At 72.6% G+C, this 13665-nt stretch carries 14 protein-coding genes and 1 pseudogene; 9 read left to right on the top strand and 6 right to left on the bottom strand.

Annotated elements, in window-relative coordinates:
- Nucleotides 1–45: 45 nt before the first annotated feature.
- The 4 genes from ACF1G2_RS02880 (at nucleotide 46) to ACF1G2_RS02865 (ending at nucleotide 4236) form a co-directional block, all read left to right on the top strand.
- Nucleotides 46–486 (top strand): hypothetical protein, encoded by a 441-nt coding sequence (locus ACF1G2_RS02880; protein WP_391796519.1) that lies wholly within the window; start codon nucleotides 46–48, stop codon nucleotides 484–486.
- A gap of 15 nt (nucleotides 487–501) precedes the next feature.
- Entirely contained in the window at nucleotides 502–2268 is a 1767-nt protein-coding gene (locus ACF1G2_RS02875; protein WP_391796518.1) for a cation acetate symporter, read from the top strand.
- Nucleotides 2265–3473: a sensor histidine kinase gene (locus tag ACF1G2_RS02870; protein WP_391796517.1), complete on the top strand. Its 1209-nt coding sequence runs from the start codon at nucleotides 2265–2267 to the stop codon at nucleotides 3471–3473. Before ACF1G2_RS02875 ends, ACF1G2_RS02870 begins: the two co-directional genes overlap by 4 nt.
- A gap of 178 nt (nucleotides 3474–3651) precedes the next feature.
- Nucleotides 3652–4236 carry a DinB family protein gene (locus ACF1G2_RS02865; RefSeq protein ID WP_391796516.1) on the top strand — a complete coding sequence of 195 codons (585 nt, stop codon included), beginning with the start codon at nucleotides 3652–3654 and terminating at the stop codon, nucleotides 4234–4236.
- A gap of 117 nt (nucleotides 4237–4353) precedes the next feature.
- Here the strand turns inward: ACF1G2_RS02865 and ACF1G2_RS02860 are convergent, their stop codons facing one another.
- From ACF1G2_RS02860 to ACF1G2_RS02850, 3 genes are all read right to left on the bottom strand, one after another.
- Nucleotides 4354–4851: a hypothetical protein gene (locus tag ACF1G2_RS02860; RefSeq protein WP_391796515.1), complete on the bottom strand. Its 498-nt coding sequence runs from the start codon at nucleotides 4849–4851 to the stop codon at nucleotides 4354–4356.
- A 198-nt stretch (nucleotides 4852–5049) separates the two neighbouring features.
- Nucleotides 5050–5469, bottom strand: coding sequence for a PaaI family thioesterase (locus ACF1G2_RS02855; RefSeq protein WP_391796514.1), 420 nt, complete (start codon nucleotides 5467–5469; stop codon nucleotides 5050–5052).
- A 4-nt stretch (nucleotides 5470–5473) separates the two neighbouring features.
- Nucleotides 5474–6037, bottom strand: a complete 564-nt coding sequence (locus ACF1G2_RS02850) for a sigma-70 family RNA polymerase sigma factor (protein ID WP_391797020.1) — start codon at nucleotides 6035–6037, stop codon at nucleotides 5474–5476.
- Nucleotides 6038–6313: 276 nt separating this feature from the next.
- Here ACF1G2_RS02850 and ACF1G2_RS02845 point away from each other — a divergent pair.
- Together ACF1G2_RS02845 and ACF1G2_RS02840 are read left to right on the top strand one after the other, a co-directional pair.
- A pseudogene (locus ACF1G2_RS02845) lies at nucleotides 6314–7502 on the top strand (CapA family protein).
- Between the two features lie 102 nt (nucleotides 7503–7604).
- Nucleotides 7605–8498: a polysaccharide deacetylase family protein gene (locus tag ACF1G2_RS02840; RefSeq protein WP_391796513.1), complete on the top strand. Its 894-nt coding sequence runs from the start codon at nucleotides 7605–7607 to the stop codon at nucleotides 8496–8498.
- A gap of 66 nt (nucleotides 8499–8564) precedes the next feature.
- On the opposite strand, the gene ACF1G2_RS02835 is transcribed toward ACF1G2_RS02840, so the two are convergent.
- On the bottom strand, nucleotides 8565–9227 hold the full coding sequence (locus tag ACF1G2_RS02835; RefSeq protein WP_391796512.1) for a class F sortase: 663 nt from the start codon (nucleotides 9225–9227) through the stop codon (nucleotides 8565–8567).
- 388 nt (nucleotides 9228–9615) lie between these two features.
- On the opposite strand from ACF1G2_RS02835, the gene ACF1G2_RS02830 reads away from it, so the two are divergent.
- Nucleotides 9616–10137, top strand: coding sequence for a hypothetical protein (locus tag ACF1G2_RS02830; protein WP_391796511.1), 522 nt, complete (start codon nucleotides 9616–9618; stop codon nucleotides 10135–10137).
- A gap of 154 nt (nucleotides 10138–10291) precedes the next feature.
- Here ACF1G2_RS02830 and ACF1G2_RS02825 read toward each other — a convergent pair whose 3' ends face one another.
- Nucleotides 10292–10852: a hypothetical protein gene (locus tag ACF1G2_RS02825; protein ID WP_391796510.1), complete on the bottom strand. Its 561-nt coding sequence runs from the start codon at nucleotides 10850–10852 to the stop codon at nucleotides 10292–10294.
- A 174-nt stretch (nucleotides 10853–11026) separates the two neighbouring features.
- A complete protein-coding gene (locus tag ACF1G2_RS02820) occupies nucleotides 11027–11791 on the bottom strand; it encodes a hypothetical protein (RefSeq protein WP_391796509.1) in 765 nt (254 codons plus the stop codon).
- A gap of 95 nt (nucleotides 11792–11886) precedes the next feature.
- On the opposite strand from ACF1G2_RS02820, the gene ACF1G2_RS02815 reads away from it, so the two are divergent.
- Together ACF1G2_RS02815 and ACF1G2_RS02810 are read left to right on the top strand one after the other, a co-directional pair.
- Nucleotides 11887–12360 carry a hypothetical protein gene (locus tag ACF1G2_RS02815; protein ID WP_391796508.1) on the top strand — a complete coding sequence of 158 codons (474 nt, stop codon included), beginning with the start codon at nucleotides 11887–11889 and terminating at the stop codon, nucleotides 12358–12360.
- 312 nt (nucleotides 12361–12672) lie between these two features.
- The gene (locus tag ACF1G2_RS02810; RefSeq protein ID WP_391796507.1) at nucleotides 12673–13656 is read left to right on the top strand and encodes an SCO0930 family lipoprotein; all 984 of its coding nucleotides are present in this window, start codon (nucleotides 12673–12675) and stop codon (nucleotides 13654–13656) included.
- The last annotated feature ends 9 nt before the right edge of the window (nucleotides 13657–13665 follow it).

Below are 13665 nucleotides of genomic sequence, written 5' to 3'. Positions count from 1 at the left end.
GCTGCGTAGACTCCGTGCACTCCACAGCCCCTGCGAGGTCGAGCCATGCCGGAGCGGACACCGACGTCCGAGGAACCACCGCCGCGCCGGCCCCGGCGCGAGACGGTCACGCGTGCCTCCGCGCTCCGTGACAGCGGACCGCCCCGGCAGCGCTTCCCCGGCCCCCCGACCTCCACCGGCCTCCGGCCGGGAGGACCCGCGCCTCGCTCCGCCCGCTCGGAGATCAGCGAGCAGAGCACCCTCGGTCACACCTACGTCCGCTCGCTCATGCGGAGCCAGCTGCGGGCCGCCCTCACCGCGCTCGGCGCGCTGGCCCTCTGCGTCGGACCGCTGCCCCTGCTGCTCGCGCTCCCCGCGCCCGAGGCCTTCGTCTGGATCGCGCTCGGCGTCGGCGTGTACCCCGTCATCTGGGCCGTCGCCCACTGGTACGTCCGTAGGGCCGAGCGCAACGAACGCGACTTCACCGGCCTCGTCGAGGGCCGCTGAGCGCGGGGGCCGGACGTGAACCACACCTACGCGGTGGCCGCCGTCACCGCCGTCGTCCTGGCGACCGTGCTCATCGGCGCCCTCGGCCTGCGGATATCCCGTACGACCTCCGACTTCTACGTCGCCTCGCGCACCGTACGGCCCGGCCTCAACGCCGCCGCCATCAGCGGCGAGTACCTGTCCGCCGCCTCCTTCCTCGGCATCGCGGGCCTCGTCCTCGTCCAGGGCCCGGACATGCTCTGGTACCCGGTCGGCTACACCGCCGGCTATCTGGTCCTGCTCGTCCTCGTCGCCGCCCCGCTGCGCCGCTCGGGGGCGTACACACTCTCCGACTTCGCCGAGGCCCGGCTCGAGTCCCCGCCCGCCCGCCGGCTCGCGAGCCTGCTCGTCGTCGGCATCGGCTGGCTGTACCTGCTCCCGCAACTCCAGGGCGCCGGCCTCACTCTGGAGATCCTCACCGGGGCACCCGACTGGGTCGGCGGCCTCCTCGTCGCCCTCGTCGTCACCGGCATCGTCGCCGCGGGCGGCATGCGCAGCATCACCTTCGTCCAGGCCTTCCAGTACTGGCTGAAGCTCACCGCCCTGCTCGTGCCCGCCCTCTTCCTGACAGCGGCCTGGTTCGGCGACGACGCGCCGCGCGTCCGCTTCGACGCCCCGGCCGTCTTCCGCGAGCACACCACCGTGAAGGTCGCCGACACCGTACGGATCGAGCTCGACGCCCCGCTCACCCTCACCGTCACCGGCCGCGTCGACCACCTTCCGTACGACGGCGGGTCCGTCACCCTGGACGAGGGCGCCCACCGCGTGGACGGCGGCACCGAACTCGCCTTCCCCCGGGGCGCGCCCGTCCCCGCGCGGGCCTCCACCGGAGCCGACCCCCTCGGCTGGTCCCAGCCGCTGGCCGGCGGGCGCGACGGCCACCAGCTCTACGCCACGTACGGGCTGATCCTCGCCACCTTCCTGGGCACCATGGGACTGCCCCACGTCGCGGTCCGCTTCTACACCAGCCCCCACGGCCGGGCGGCGCGCCGCACCACGCTCGTCGTCCTCGGACTCGTCGGCGCGTTCTATCTGCTGCCACCGGTCTACGGGGCGCTCGGCCGCATCTACGCCCCCGAGCTGGCGCTCACCGGAGCCGCCGACGCCGCCGTGCTCGTGCTGCCCGAGCGGATGCTCGGCGGTGTGCTCGGCGACCTCCTCGGCGCGCTGCTCGCCGGCGGAGCCTTCGCCGCCTTCCTCTCCACGGCCTCCGGGCTGACGATGGCGGTCGCCGGAGTCCTCACCCAGGACGTGCTCCCCTCGCGGGGGGTACGGCACTTCCGGCTCGCCACTCTCCTCGCCACCGCCGTACCGCTGACCGCCGGGGTCTTCGCCTCGAAGGTCCCGGTCGCGGACGCGGTCGGCCTCGCGTTCGCGGTCTCCGCCTCCTCCTTCTGCCCCCTCCTCGTCCTCGGCATCTGGTGGCGCCGGCTCACCCCGCCGGGAGCCATGGCCGGGCTCGTGCTAGGCGGCGGATCCGCGCTCACGGCCGTGATGGCGACCCGCGCCGGCCTGCCCGACGAGGGCTGGCCGCACACCCTGATGGCCTGGCCGGCGGTCTGGTCGGTGCCGCTGGGCTTCCTCACGATGATCCTCGTGTCGCTCGCCACCCCCCGGCACATCCCGGCGGGTACCTCGGCACTCCTGGCCCGGCTGCACCTGCCGGAGGAGCTGACGGCCCGCCCGGAGCCGGTGCGTCACGAGCTGCGCCCCGAGCCCGGGGCGAGGGGGGCCGAGCGGTGAGCGGGATCGCGGTCGCCGCCTCCGCCGCCGTCGGCGCCGTACTCCTCGCCGTCGGCTTCGCCCTCGGGCGACTCGCCGCCCGCCGCGGCGACCGGGCGGCCGACCTCGATCTCGGCACCCCCGTCGAGCGGGCCACCTTCACCACCCTGCACACCGCCTCGCTCGCCGCCCGGCCGCTGCGCGCCGGCCTCACCGAGGACACCGCGCGCAAGGCCGCCCGGCACCTTCGCTCGCTCCTCGGCACGGAGGCGCTCTGCCTGACCGACCGGTCCGACGTCCTCGCCTGGGACGGACCGGGCGAGACCCACCACCGCGGGCACGTCATGGAGCAGGTCGCCGGAATCCTGGGCTCGGGGCGCAGCCTCTCCGCGCACACCGGCTGCGCCGATGTCGACTGCCCGCTGCGCTGGGCGGTGATCGCCCCGCTCACCGGGGAGGGCGGCGTCCTCGGAGCTCTCGTCGCCTATGGCTCGCGGGAGTCGGCGGTGCTGGTACGGGCCGCCACGGAGGTCGCCCGCTGGGTCTCCGTCCAGCTCGAACTGGCCGAGCTCGACCGGTCGCGGACCAGGATCGTGGAGGCCGAGATCCGGGCCCTGCGCGCCCAGATCTCCCCGCACTTCATCTTCAACTCCCTCGCCGCCATCGCCTCGTTCGTCCGTACCGACCCCGAACGGGCGCGGGAGCTGCTCCTGGAGTTCGCCGACTTCACCCGGTACTCCTTCCGCAGGCACGGGGAGTTCGCTCAGCTCGCCGACGAACTGCGCGCGATCGAGCAGTACTTGGCGCTCGCCGGGGCCCGTTTCGGCGACCGTCTCAAGGTCACCCTGCAGATCGCGCCCGAGGTGCTTCCGGTGGCGCTGCCGTTCCTCTGCCTCCAGCCGCTCGTGGAGAACGCCGTGAAGCACGGCCTGGAGGACAGCGTGAACGTCTGCCGCGTCACGATCGCGGCCCGTGACGCGGGCTCGGAGGCGGTGGTCGTGATCGAGGACGACGGTGTGGGCATGGACCCGGACGTGCTGCGCGCGATCCTGCTGGGGGAGCGGCCCACCGGTTCGGGCATCGGCCTGTCCAACGTCGACGAACGGCTGCGCCAGGTGTACGGCGCGGAGCACGGACTCGTCATCGAGACAGGGATCGGTGCGGGGATGAAGGTGACGGTACGGATCCCCAAGTACCGTCCCGGGGTGCACCCGACGGCCCCCTAGTCCGTGTGGCCGGGAGCCGGATCGCCGGTTGCGGTGTGGTAGTGGACCGCGAGACCGGTGGTGGCCGGGGCCATCGAGGGGCGCGCGGGACCAGGTTCTCGTCGGAGCCCGCCGGTTCCGGTGGCGGAAGGGCCATGCGTCTTGAGGCCACCGGCAGCCCATGGCAGGCTGATGCCGCATGATCGATGAGTTCGCGAAGGACAACCTGCACAGGAGACTGCGGCGGGACCGCGAGGCGCTGCTCTGGAAGCTCGAGGGTCTGTCCGAATACGACGCCCGCCGACCTTTGACAGCGACCGGGACCAACCTCCTCGGCCTGGTCAAACACGTGGCCAGCGTGGAGGCCAGGTATTTCGGCGAGGTCTTCGACCGCCCTTCCCCGGAACCGTTGCCCCGGTGGCAGGACCACGACGGCAGCGATCTGTGGGCGACCGAGGACGAGACCCGAGATCAGATCACCGAGTTCTATCGGCGCACGTGGCAACACTCGGACGCGACGATCAGCGAGCTTCCCCTCGACGCCCCCGGCCACGTGCCGTGGTGGCCGGAGCCTCATCCCCACACGAACCTGTTTGCCGTCATGGTCCACGTCCTCAGCGAGACCAACCGGCATGCCGGACACGCCGACATCCTGCGTGAAGGCGTCGACGGGCGAACCGGGATGCGCCCCGAACATGAGATGCAGATCGATGAGGAAGCCCGCGTCGCCTACTGCGCGAGGATCGAGCAGGCTGCCAGATCGGCCGCATCGGTCACGGCATAGAAGGTTGCGCCCAGCGGTATCCGCTGTCGGGTGCCCCTGACAGGAATCTCGGAACGGCGTCGGGTCCCCGACGGGCGACTGCGCACGGAAACGGTCTGCATCTGTCCGACGGACTCGTCAGTACAGATGCAGGGCCAGATGGCCGAGCGGGACCCCCAACTGCCAGGCGGGAAGCCAGACATGTGCCGACTCGTCGACGTGGAGGCGGCCGAGTCCGGCCGGCGGGAGGCCGCCGAGGTCGGCCGCTCGCACCGTCGTCGCCTCCAGGAGGCGCCAGGTCTCGCGGGCCATGGCGAGGTCCGGGCCGTCGTCGCCCGCGTGCGTCCGCTCGGCGAGCCGCGCGCGGACCCACTGCGGCCAGGGGTGGTCGTAGGCGGTCCTGGACAGCCACTCGTCGAGCCGGCCCGCGGACCGTGCTCCGCCCAAGGCCCCGTCCCCCTCGCAGAGATGGATGGTGAGCGCGAGTGTCTGGCGCCCGGCCCGGTACTCCAGCGTGCCGGGCGCGACCAGGCAGCCGGCGCGCAGCAGGTCGTCGGCTATGAACTCGGCACACAGCCACGCCATCGGGACGGCGAGTCCGCCCCCGCTGGTGCCGTTCGTACTCTCGGGCAGCAACGCTCCCACCTTCTCCCGGACATGTCGGTCGGCGATCCCGAACACGAGCCTCCACCGAGGAAGACGCGTGCGGGTCGCTCTTTACTCAACTCGCCGGTGTGGTTTCGGATACGTTTCTCCGCCGGATAGGTGCCGGTGTGGCGCCAGGAGGGCGGGGAGACGCCCGGGGCGGTCGGGGCGGTGCGACGGACCGGTGCGTCAGCCGAGGAGCGCGTACACCGCCGTCGCGTGCGCGGCCGTCTCCTCCGTGCCGTCGGCGGTCATCGTGATGTCCGCGAACGCCATACGGCGGCCGGCCTTGGTGAGCCGGGCCCGCACCAGCACGTCCGTACCGAGCACCGCCCGCTGGAAGCTGATGGACTGCTGCACCGTCGTCATCGGTACGAAGCCGCCGCGGGCCGCCGCGACCGCGATCACCGTCGCCGTGTCGGCGGCGGCCATCAGCGCCTGGCCGGACAGGCCGCCGCCCTCCCGGGCGAGCCGGTCGGACCAGGGAAGGCGCAGCACCGCCTCCCGGCCGTCGACCGAGACCACGGAGAGTCCCAGATCGAGCACCCAGGGGGCGAAGTTGTCGGCGAGTACCTTTTCGGCGGCGGCGGAAGTCAGCGTCGGCGTCACGGGATCATTGTGCTGCCACGGTCCGCTGACGGGCAACGGCGCGTCGCCGCGGCCGGTAGTCGGGCAGCCGGTGGCCGAGTTGCCGCAGCGCGTAGTGCGAGCGGGACTTGACCGTTCCGGCGGGGATGCCGAGGTCGGCCGCCGCCTCGTTGACGGTCAGGCCCCGGAAGTAGAGGCTGACCAGCACCGCGCGGTGCTCCGGGCTGAGCCCCCGGACGGCCTCGCGCACGTCGAGCGCGGCCACCGCCGACTCCGTGGCGTCCGCCGGGTCGGGCGTGGCGGCGAGCATCCCGTCGCCGATCTCGGCGGGCCTGGCGAGCCGGGAGCGCCGGGCGTCGATGGCGAGGCGCCGGGCCACGGTGAAGAGCCAGGGGCGCATCGAGTCGTAGGGCCCGTCGAAGGCCTCCGGGTGCAGCCAGGCCCGTACGAGCGTCTCCTGCACCAGGTCCTCCGCGCGCTGCTGGTCGCCGTAGGTCAGCCCGAGCAGGAAGCCGAGGAGGGCCTGGCCGTGGTCACGCTGCAGCTCCGCGAGGGCCCGCTCGTCCGTCGTCGCCTTCCCCGTCGTCACGGTCGCCGTCGTCATGCTCCACACCTCTTCTGCCGGCTCGTCGTCCCGGGGCGTATACGAACGCATGCGGGCGGCAAGGGACAGGGAACGGACAGACGTCTGCGACGAGCGGTCGCACCGAGCGGCGAATGGTGCGATGAGCGGTCGGGGCGGAGGTGTTTCATCCGAATAAGCAGGCTTTACGCCATATGCGGCTTCACCTCTTGACTGGGTCAATGATCCCCTATCAATTCATCAGGAAAGCTTTTTATCCTATGAATCGGGCGGAGTTGGCAGATGACCCAGCGTACGAAGCACGGGGCGACGGCCTTCGCGGCGGTCCTGCTCGCGGCTGTGACCGGCTGCGCGGGCGACATCGGCGCACCCGCCGCCCGTTCCGGCTCCGGGAGCCCCTCCGCCCCCTCGCCGGTCGGTGGCGGGGCCTCCGCCCGGACCGGTTTCACCCTCGTCGCCTCGGGCGACGTCCTGCCGCACGATTCGATCATCCGCCGGGCAGCCGCCGACGCGAACGGCCGGGGATACGACTTCCGGCCGATGTTCTCCGGCGTCAAGAGCGTCGTCTCGGCGGCCGATCTGGCGATCTGCCACATGGAGACCGTGTACGGACCGGAGGGCGGGCCCTACAACCGGCTACCCGGCCTTCACCTCCCCGCCCGAGATCGCCCCGGCACTCAAGGAGACCGGGTACGACTCCTGCTCCACCGCCTCCAACCACACCCTCGACGACGGCGCCGCCGGACTCGCCCGCACCCTCGACGCCCTCGACAAGGCGGGCGTGCGGCACGCCGGTTCGGCCCGCACCGCCGAGGAGGCGGCGCGCCCGACGCTGCTCAGGGCGGGCGATGCCACGGTCGCCCAGCTCGCGTACACCTATGACACCAACGGCTACCCCCTGCCCGCGGGGCAGCCGTGGGCGGTCAACCTGATCGACGAGGAGAAGATCGTCGCCGACGCCCGCGCCGCCCGGAAGGCCGGCGCCGACGTCGTCGTGGTCAGCATCCACTGGGGAACGGAGTGGCAGACCGCCCCGGACCGGCGGCAGCTCACGCTGGGCCGGTCCCTCACCTCGTCGAAGAGCGGCGGCCGGCCCGACATCGACCTCGTCCTCGGCACGCACGCCCATGTCCCGCAGGCGTACGAGAAGGTCAACGGCACCTGGATCGTCTACGGGATGGGGGACCAGATCGCCGGCGACATGGTCAACCACCAGGGCGCCTTCGACCCCCGCGGCAACCAGGGCACCCTCGCGCGCTTCACCTTCACCCCGCCGGCCGCCACCGGCGCGCGGTGGGAGGTCGCCAAGGCGGAGTTCCTTCCGCAGTGGTTCGACACCGGCCGCGGCCGGGTGGTCAACCTCAACGCCGCGATCAGGAAAGGGGAACCCGTGACCGCCGTACGGGACTCCATCCGCGACGTCGTCCTCGGCCGGGGCGCCGCGAAGGACGGTCTGGTGATGGGGGAGTAGCGCACCGGGGCCGCCTCCGCGGTGTGCGCCCAACGGGTGCATTCGGGCGGGCCGTCGGTGTGGATGAGCCACGCCGGTGTTCGACCGTGCGAGCTATAAGTCATGAAAAAGGATGAGAAGCCCAGTGGGCGGCGGACGATCCTGCGCATCGCCGCCGCCCTCGGTGCCACGGCCACGGTCGGAGTCCTCTCGTCGGACCGTCTCACGGCGCCCCCGGGCACCGCACCGGAGGCCTCCGGACCGGCGGGACGTCCGGCCCCCGGCAACAGCCCGGTGGCGGGGCCTCCAGCGGGCCCTGCCGTGGGGCCGCAGGCGGGGGCGCGGCTGAATCCGTCCTCGTACCGGCTCCAGCCGATGACGGCGCACGCGCCCCCCGCCTTCCGGCGGGCCCTCCCACCGGTCCGGCAGCGGCCGTTCCTGAAGATGTCCGGCGTCGGCCGCTCGATGGTGCTCACCTTCGACGACGGCCCCGACCCCCGCTACACGCCGGAGATCCTCGCGACCCTGCGCCGGTACGGCTGCCGGGCGATGTTCTTCGTCTGCGGCGAGATGGCGGTCGAGAACCAGGACCTGCTGCGGGAGATGGCCGCCGACGGGCACGTGGTCGGCAACCACTCGTGGTCCCATCCCCTGATGCCCAAGCTGCGTCCCTCCCGCATCCGGGACGAGCTGGGCTCCACCAGCGACCTGGTCGAGAAGGTCCTCGGCTCGGCTCCGCTCTGGTACCGCGCCCCGTTCGGGGCGTGGAACCGGCACTCGTTCGAGATCGGCGCCGAGCTGGGCATGGAGCCGCTCGCCTGGACCGTCGACACCCTCGACTGGAAGGAGCCGGGCACCGGCAGCATCGTGCGCGGGGTGCTGGACGGGGCGGCGCCCGGCGTCGTCGTCCTCTCGCACGACGCGGGCGGTGACCGCTCCCAGAGCGTCGCTGCGCTGAAGCGGTACCTGCCCGAACTCCTCGACGCCGGCTACAGCATCACCGTGCCCCGGCGCTGAGTCCGTAAGGCGAAGGCCCCCGGTGCCATCGGGCGCCGGGGGCCTTCGCGCGGACGCGGCGACCGCTCAGTTGGATCCGATCATGCGGGCGTAGACCACCACGTTGCCGTCGTAGCCGTTCGCGCGGGAATAGCCGCCGCCGCAGGTGATGACCCGGAGTTCGGGTACCCCCGTGTCGCCGTAGACCGCGGACCCGGGGAAGTCGTTCTTGGCGTACACCTCGATGCCGTAGATCTCGAAGACCGCCGTCCGGCCGTCGTACCGCTCCACCTCGATGTGCTGGCCCTTCTCCAGCGAGCCGAGGCCGTAGAAGACCGCGGGGCCCGCCTGGTTGTCGACGTGTCCGACGACGACGGCCGTGCCGCGCTGACCCGGAGCGATGCCGTTCTGGTACCAGCCCGCCATGTTGGGGTCCTGCGGGGGCGGTGCCTCGATCCACCCGGCGGCGTCCAGACCCACGTCCATGATCGGCGCGTTGACCGAGATGGAAGCGATCCGGATGCGCGAGGCGGGAGCCTGGGGCAGGGCCTCCACGCCGGCGGACATGGGGGGCGCGGGGCCCGTCAGACGGGTGTCGAGCGCCGCGGCGGCCGCCGGCTGAGGCGGGCCGGCCTCGACGTCGACTCCATTGCGCATCATCGCCAGACCGGACAGCATGACGAGGGTCAGGACGCCCCACGGCCGGCGCATCCTTCTGGGCTCGAAGACGCTGAAGTCCTTGGGGCGCATGGTTCTCCCTTCGTGGCGTCGTCAGAACGGTAAGGGCGGCGGGCCGGACCGGCGATCAGAGCGGGGCGAACGGGTGGCGGCCGGGCGGCCGACGGGTGCCGGACGGGTGCCGGGAGGCGGTCCGCGGGCCCCGAACCCCTCGCGTGCGGGGGCGGCCGGGTGACACGGACGATGACCCATCCGAGTATTCGTCGGACAATCACCCTGACGGCCTGTGACCTGCGGCTCCGTCAGATTCGGGGGCGATTCCCCGGCGTGTCGCCTCACCGGGGTGGACCAGTGCCGAAATGCGCGCTTCGCCACTGCTTGTGAGGGTTCGTCATGGAAGGCGTACTCGTCGAACTTCCCGGAGCACCGCTTTGGGGCGTCTTCCACTGGAGGTTCAACCATGCGTGCTGCACGCACTCTGGCGGTGACCGCCACCGCGTTCGCGGCGGTCGGGCTCGCCGCCCCTCTCGCCGCCGCCACCCACGGGCCCACCCAGGCCGTCAGCGCCCACCAGGTCGACCGGGGCGGTGACGGGGCCAACAGCGTCACGGTCTCCCCGTTCGCCGTGCACCAGGGCGGCATCCTCACGATCTCCGTCCGGAACTGCCCCGGCGGCCGGGTCACGTCCAACGCCTTCCCGACGGTCACCCTCTCCGGCAACGTCAACGGGGTGTCCACCGCCACCGCCCGCATCCACGACCACGCCACGCCGGGCCAGTACAACCTGGCCGTCCAGTGCAACGGCCGCACGCTCACCCAGACGTTCCGCGTCCTGGCCGGCCAGGGCGCGCAGGGTGGCCTCGGCGGCTCGCTCGCGCCCAGCTCCACGGAGATGGCGGTCGGCGGATCGCTCGTCGCCGCGGCAGCGCTCGGCGGTGGTCTCTTCATCGCCCGGCGCCGTATGAGCGGCGGAAGGGCCTGACCGCCGAACCTCCCGGTCGGCCCGCTACGCCCGTCGCCCCCGAGTCCTGGATCCAGGACTCGGGGGCGACGGGCTCGGTGTGTTCCGCGGGACGGTGGGTGTTCGTGCTCGCGCAGGCCGGTGGTGAGCGGTACGGGGGACATCGCCCCCGCCGTCAGTGCCGCCGGCCCCGGTCGAGCTGCGCCCGGCGTCGTACGACGAGGACGGTTCCCGTGGCGGCGGCGAGGACGAGGCCCGCGCCGGCCGCCAGCATCACCTTGTCGACCTCGTCGACCGAACCGCCGAGACCGCCCTGGACACCGCGCGGTGTGGTGAGGATGGTCGAGCTGGTGGTCGGCGTGGCGGTGGTGCCGCTGATGGTCAGGTTGACGGTGTCCGTGATGCCGCCGGTGCAGTTGAACGCCACGGTGTAGACGGCACCGCGCCGGGCGTCCGCGTCCACCACGGCGGTGGCCGAGGACCCGGGGGCGATGGTGACCGTGTCGAAGATGCCCGCCGACGCGATCGCCGTACTGCGGCAGCCGGGAGCGGTGAGCGTCACCCGGCCGCCCGGCGCCACCAGCGAGGGGGTCACGACGAAATCGCCCGGTGCCTTCGCTCCGGCGGCCTTGGGGTTCGGTGCGGGTGCGCCGTCCGCCGCGGAGGCGACGGGAGCGGCCAGGGCGAGGGTGGCCGCCCCCAGCAGGGCAGTGGACACGGCACGTATCGCGCGCATGGGTTCCTCCGGGTCCCCGAGGAGCAGCCGCGGAAGCGGTTTCCGCACAAGGACAGGGCATACACCTCGATACCGTCAGACGCTAGGAGCGCACTACCACAGCCGCGATCCCAGACGTGCGAATGGGGGACCGATGTCCCCCGTACGGCCCTGGTGGCGTGTCGCGCGCCGCCGCTACCGCGTGAGGTGCGGAAACAGGTCGGTGAACGGTGTGGCCGTCGCCGAGATCCCGCGCCCGAACGGCGCGTCGAAGTCCCAGATCAGGAAGAGCAGGAAGGCGATGAGCGCGCTGAACAGCCCCGCGAGCAGGAGCTCCCGGCCGGTGCGCCGGATCTGCAGGGTGAAGATGAGCCCGACCGTCACCAGCGCGCCGATGATCAGGCCGAACCACACCACCCCGGGCATGGTCGCCCCCGCGTTCTGCCCCCGGGCCCCACGCGCGTCGTCCACCACGGCCACCTGGTCCACGAGCGGTTGGTACGCCTGCCCCTCGTGGTCGTCCGCCGGCCGGTAGTCGGTCACGCTCCTGCGCACCTGTTCGAGCAGCCGGGTGCCCTGCTCGCTGAGTGCGCCGTGCTCGGACATGTGGTCCCACTCCTCGTCGACCACGTACGCGGCGTACGCGTCGACGTCGGCGCGGATCCGGTCCCGGACGCCGGCCGGGTACACCTCGACCCGGGCCGAGATCTCGTGCAGCGCCTGGGCCTCCTGGCGGACGGTCTCCTGGGCAGCGCCGCGTGCCTCCCAGACGCCCGCGATCGCGAGGCCGAGCACGATCGCGTAGATCACGCCGATCATCATGGTCATGTACTCCATGACGTCGGGGGTCTCGCTGGGATCGTCGTCGTCGGGGACCCTGCGGTTGTTGATGACGACGATGGTGAGGACGACCGCGCACGCGGCGGCCATCGCGATGGTCAGGACGAGCCATTCGGACATGGTGTTCCCTTCGGCGGGCTCAGCGGGCTCAGCGGGCTCGGCGGGCTCAGCGGGAGCGCGGGCGCAGGATCGCAGTCGCGAGCACCGCGGGGGCGGTGACCAGCAGCATCAGGGAGACGAGCGAGGGCCCGCCCGTGGGCTGGGGCCGGGCGGTCCGGCGGTACTCGGGCAGGGCGACGGGCGCGGGCGCGGGTGCCGGCGGTCGCGCACGCGCCGACGGTGTCGTTGACGGTGAGGGCGGCGGGGGAGCGGGCGCCGGTGGTGGCGGGGCCGGAGCGCGGCTCGGCGGGGCCGGTGGTGGCGGAGGCGGGGGGTCCGCCCGCTCAGGAGGGGGCGGCGGCGTGGGTTTCGGCGGCGTCGGTTCCTTGGGCGGTTCCTTCGTCGGTTCCGGTGTGGGCTCGGGCGTCGGCTCCGGTGTGGGCGTCGGCGTCGGTTCCGGGGTGGGCGACGGAGTCGGCTCCGGAGTGGGCTCCGGACAGGGCGGCGGGGTGGTCGGCGGGGGCGGACACCCGCCCGGACCGGTGCCCGCGACCGAGGTGTTCGAGCCGCCCGGCCCGGTCACGGCGTAGGCGCAGGCGTCGGCGGCCGCGGGCGCCGGGGCGGCGAGCAGCCACAGCAGCGCGGCGGCCGCCAGCGATCGCGCGAGGTGAGATCCGTACAGAGACACAGGCACGCCGAAGAGCATGATCAGAGCCCCGGCCCAGCACGCCGGGAACCGGGCCGGATTCCCCGGATGGAGGGGATCTCGGCCGTCAGTGGTTTGACGATCTCCGAAAGTTTTCTTCGCCGCCGTTGAGTGCGACGCCTCCGAGCCCCGTATCCAATGCCGTGAAGCGGCCGCGGAGGCTGCGCCGACAAGCAATGACGCAACGGGAGTTGACATGAAGACCTGGGGGAACGCGGCGCTCGCACTGACGGCGGCGACGATGCTCGCTCTGACGACGGCGTGCGGTCAGGAACAGGGCGACCAGACACTGGGCGGCCAGCCCGCGGGAGCCGCCAACCCGGCCGAAGCCCCCGCCGACGCCGGATACAGCTCCGGCGGTTACGCCTCCGGGGGTTACGGCGACAGCGGCGGCGGCGAGGCGGAGCCCGCCGGGCAGATGGCGGTGGCGTCCACCAAGCAGCTCGGCAAGGTGGTCACCGACAGCGAGGGCTTCACGCTCTACCGCTTCGACAAGGACTCCGCCTCCCCGCCGAAGGCCACCTGCGAGGGCGACTGCGTCAAGGCGTGGCCCGTGGTGAGTGCGGAGGGCGCCAAGGCCCCGGCCGGCGTGGACGCCTCACTGCTGGGCGAGGTCACCCGCGCGGACGGCAGCAAGCAACTGACGCTCGGTGGCTGGCCGATGTACCGGTACGCCAAGGACACCAAGCCCGGAGACGTCAACGGCCAGGGCGTCGGCGGCACCTGGTTCGCCTCCGCCCCCGACGGCAAGAAGGCCTCGGCGGGAGCCGACGGCGGCGCCGCGGAGGAGGGCGCCGAGGAGGAGCCGGTGACGGACGCGGCCGGGCTCTCGGTGCACAAGGATCCCAAGCTCGGTGAGATCGTGGTCGATTCGCGAGGAATGACGGTCTACCGCTTCAAGAAGGATTCCGCCTGGCCCATGAAGACGGCCTGCACCGGTGCCTGCCTGGAGAAGTGGCCGGTTGTCGCCCCCGTCGACAAGAACGACATCGAGGGCATCACGAAGAAGGGCTTCGTCACCTTCTCCCGGCCCGACGGCATCAAGCAGCAGACCATCGACTGCTGGCCCCTCTACACCTTCGCCGGCGACGAGGAGCCCGGAGACACCAACGGCCAGGGTGTGGGCGGCACCTGGTATGCCGTCTCCCCCGAGGGAAAGCTGGTCGGAGCGCCCAAGTAGGTCCCCCGC

Source organism: Streptomyces sp. NPDC013457 (genome assembly GCF_043089925.1).
GTDB lineage: Bacteria > Actinomycetota > Actinomycetes > Streptomycetales > Streptomycetaceae > Streptomyces.
The sequence above is the reverse complement of the archived record's forward strand: the minus strand, read 5'-3'. Positions and strand labels throughout refer to the sequence as shown.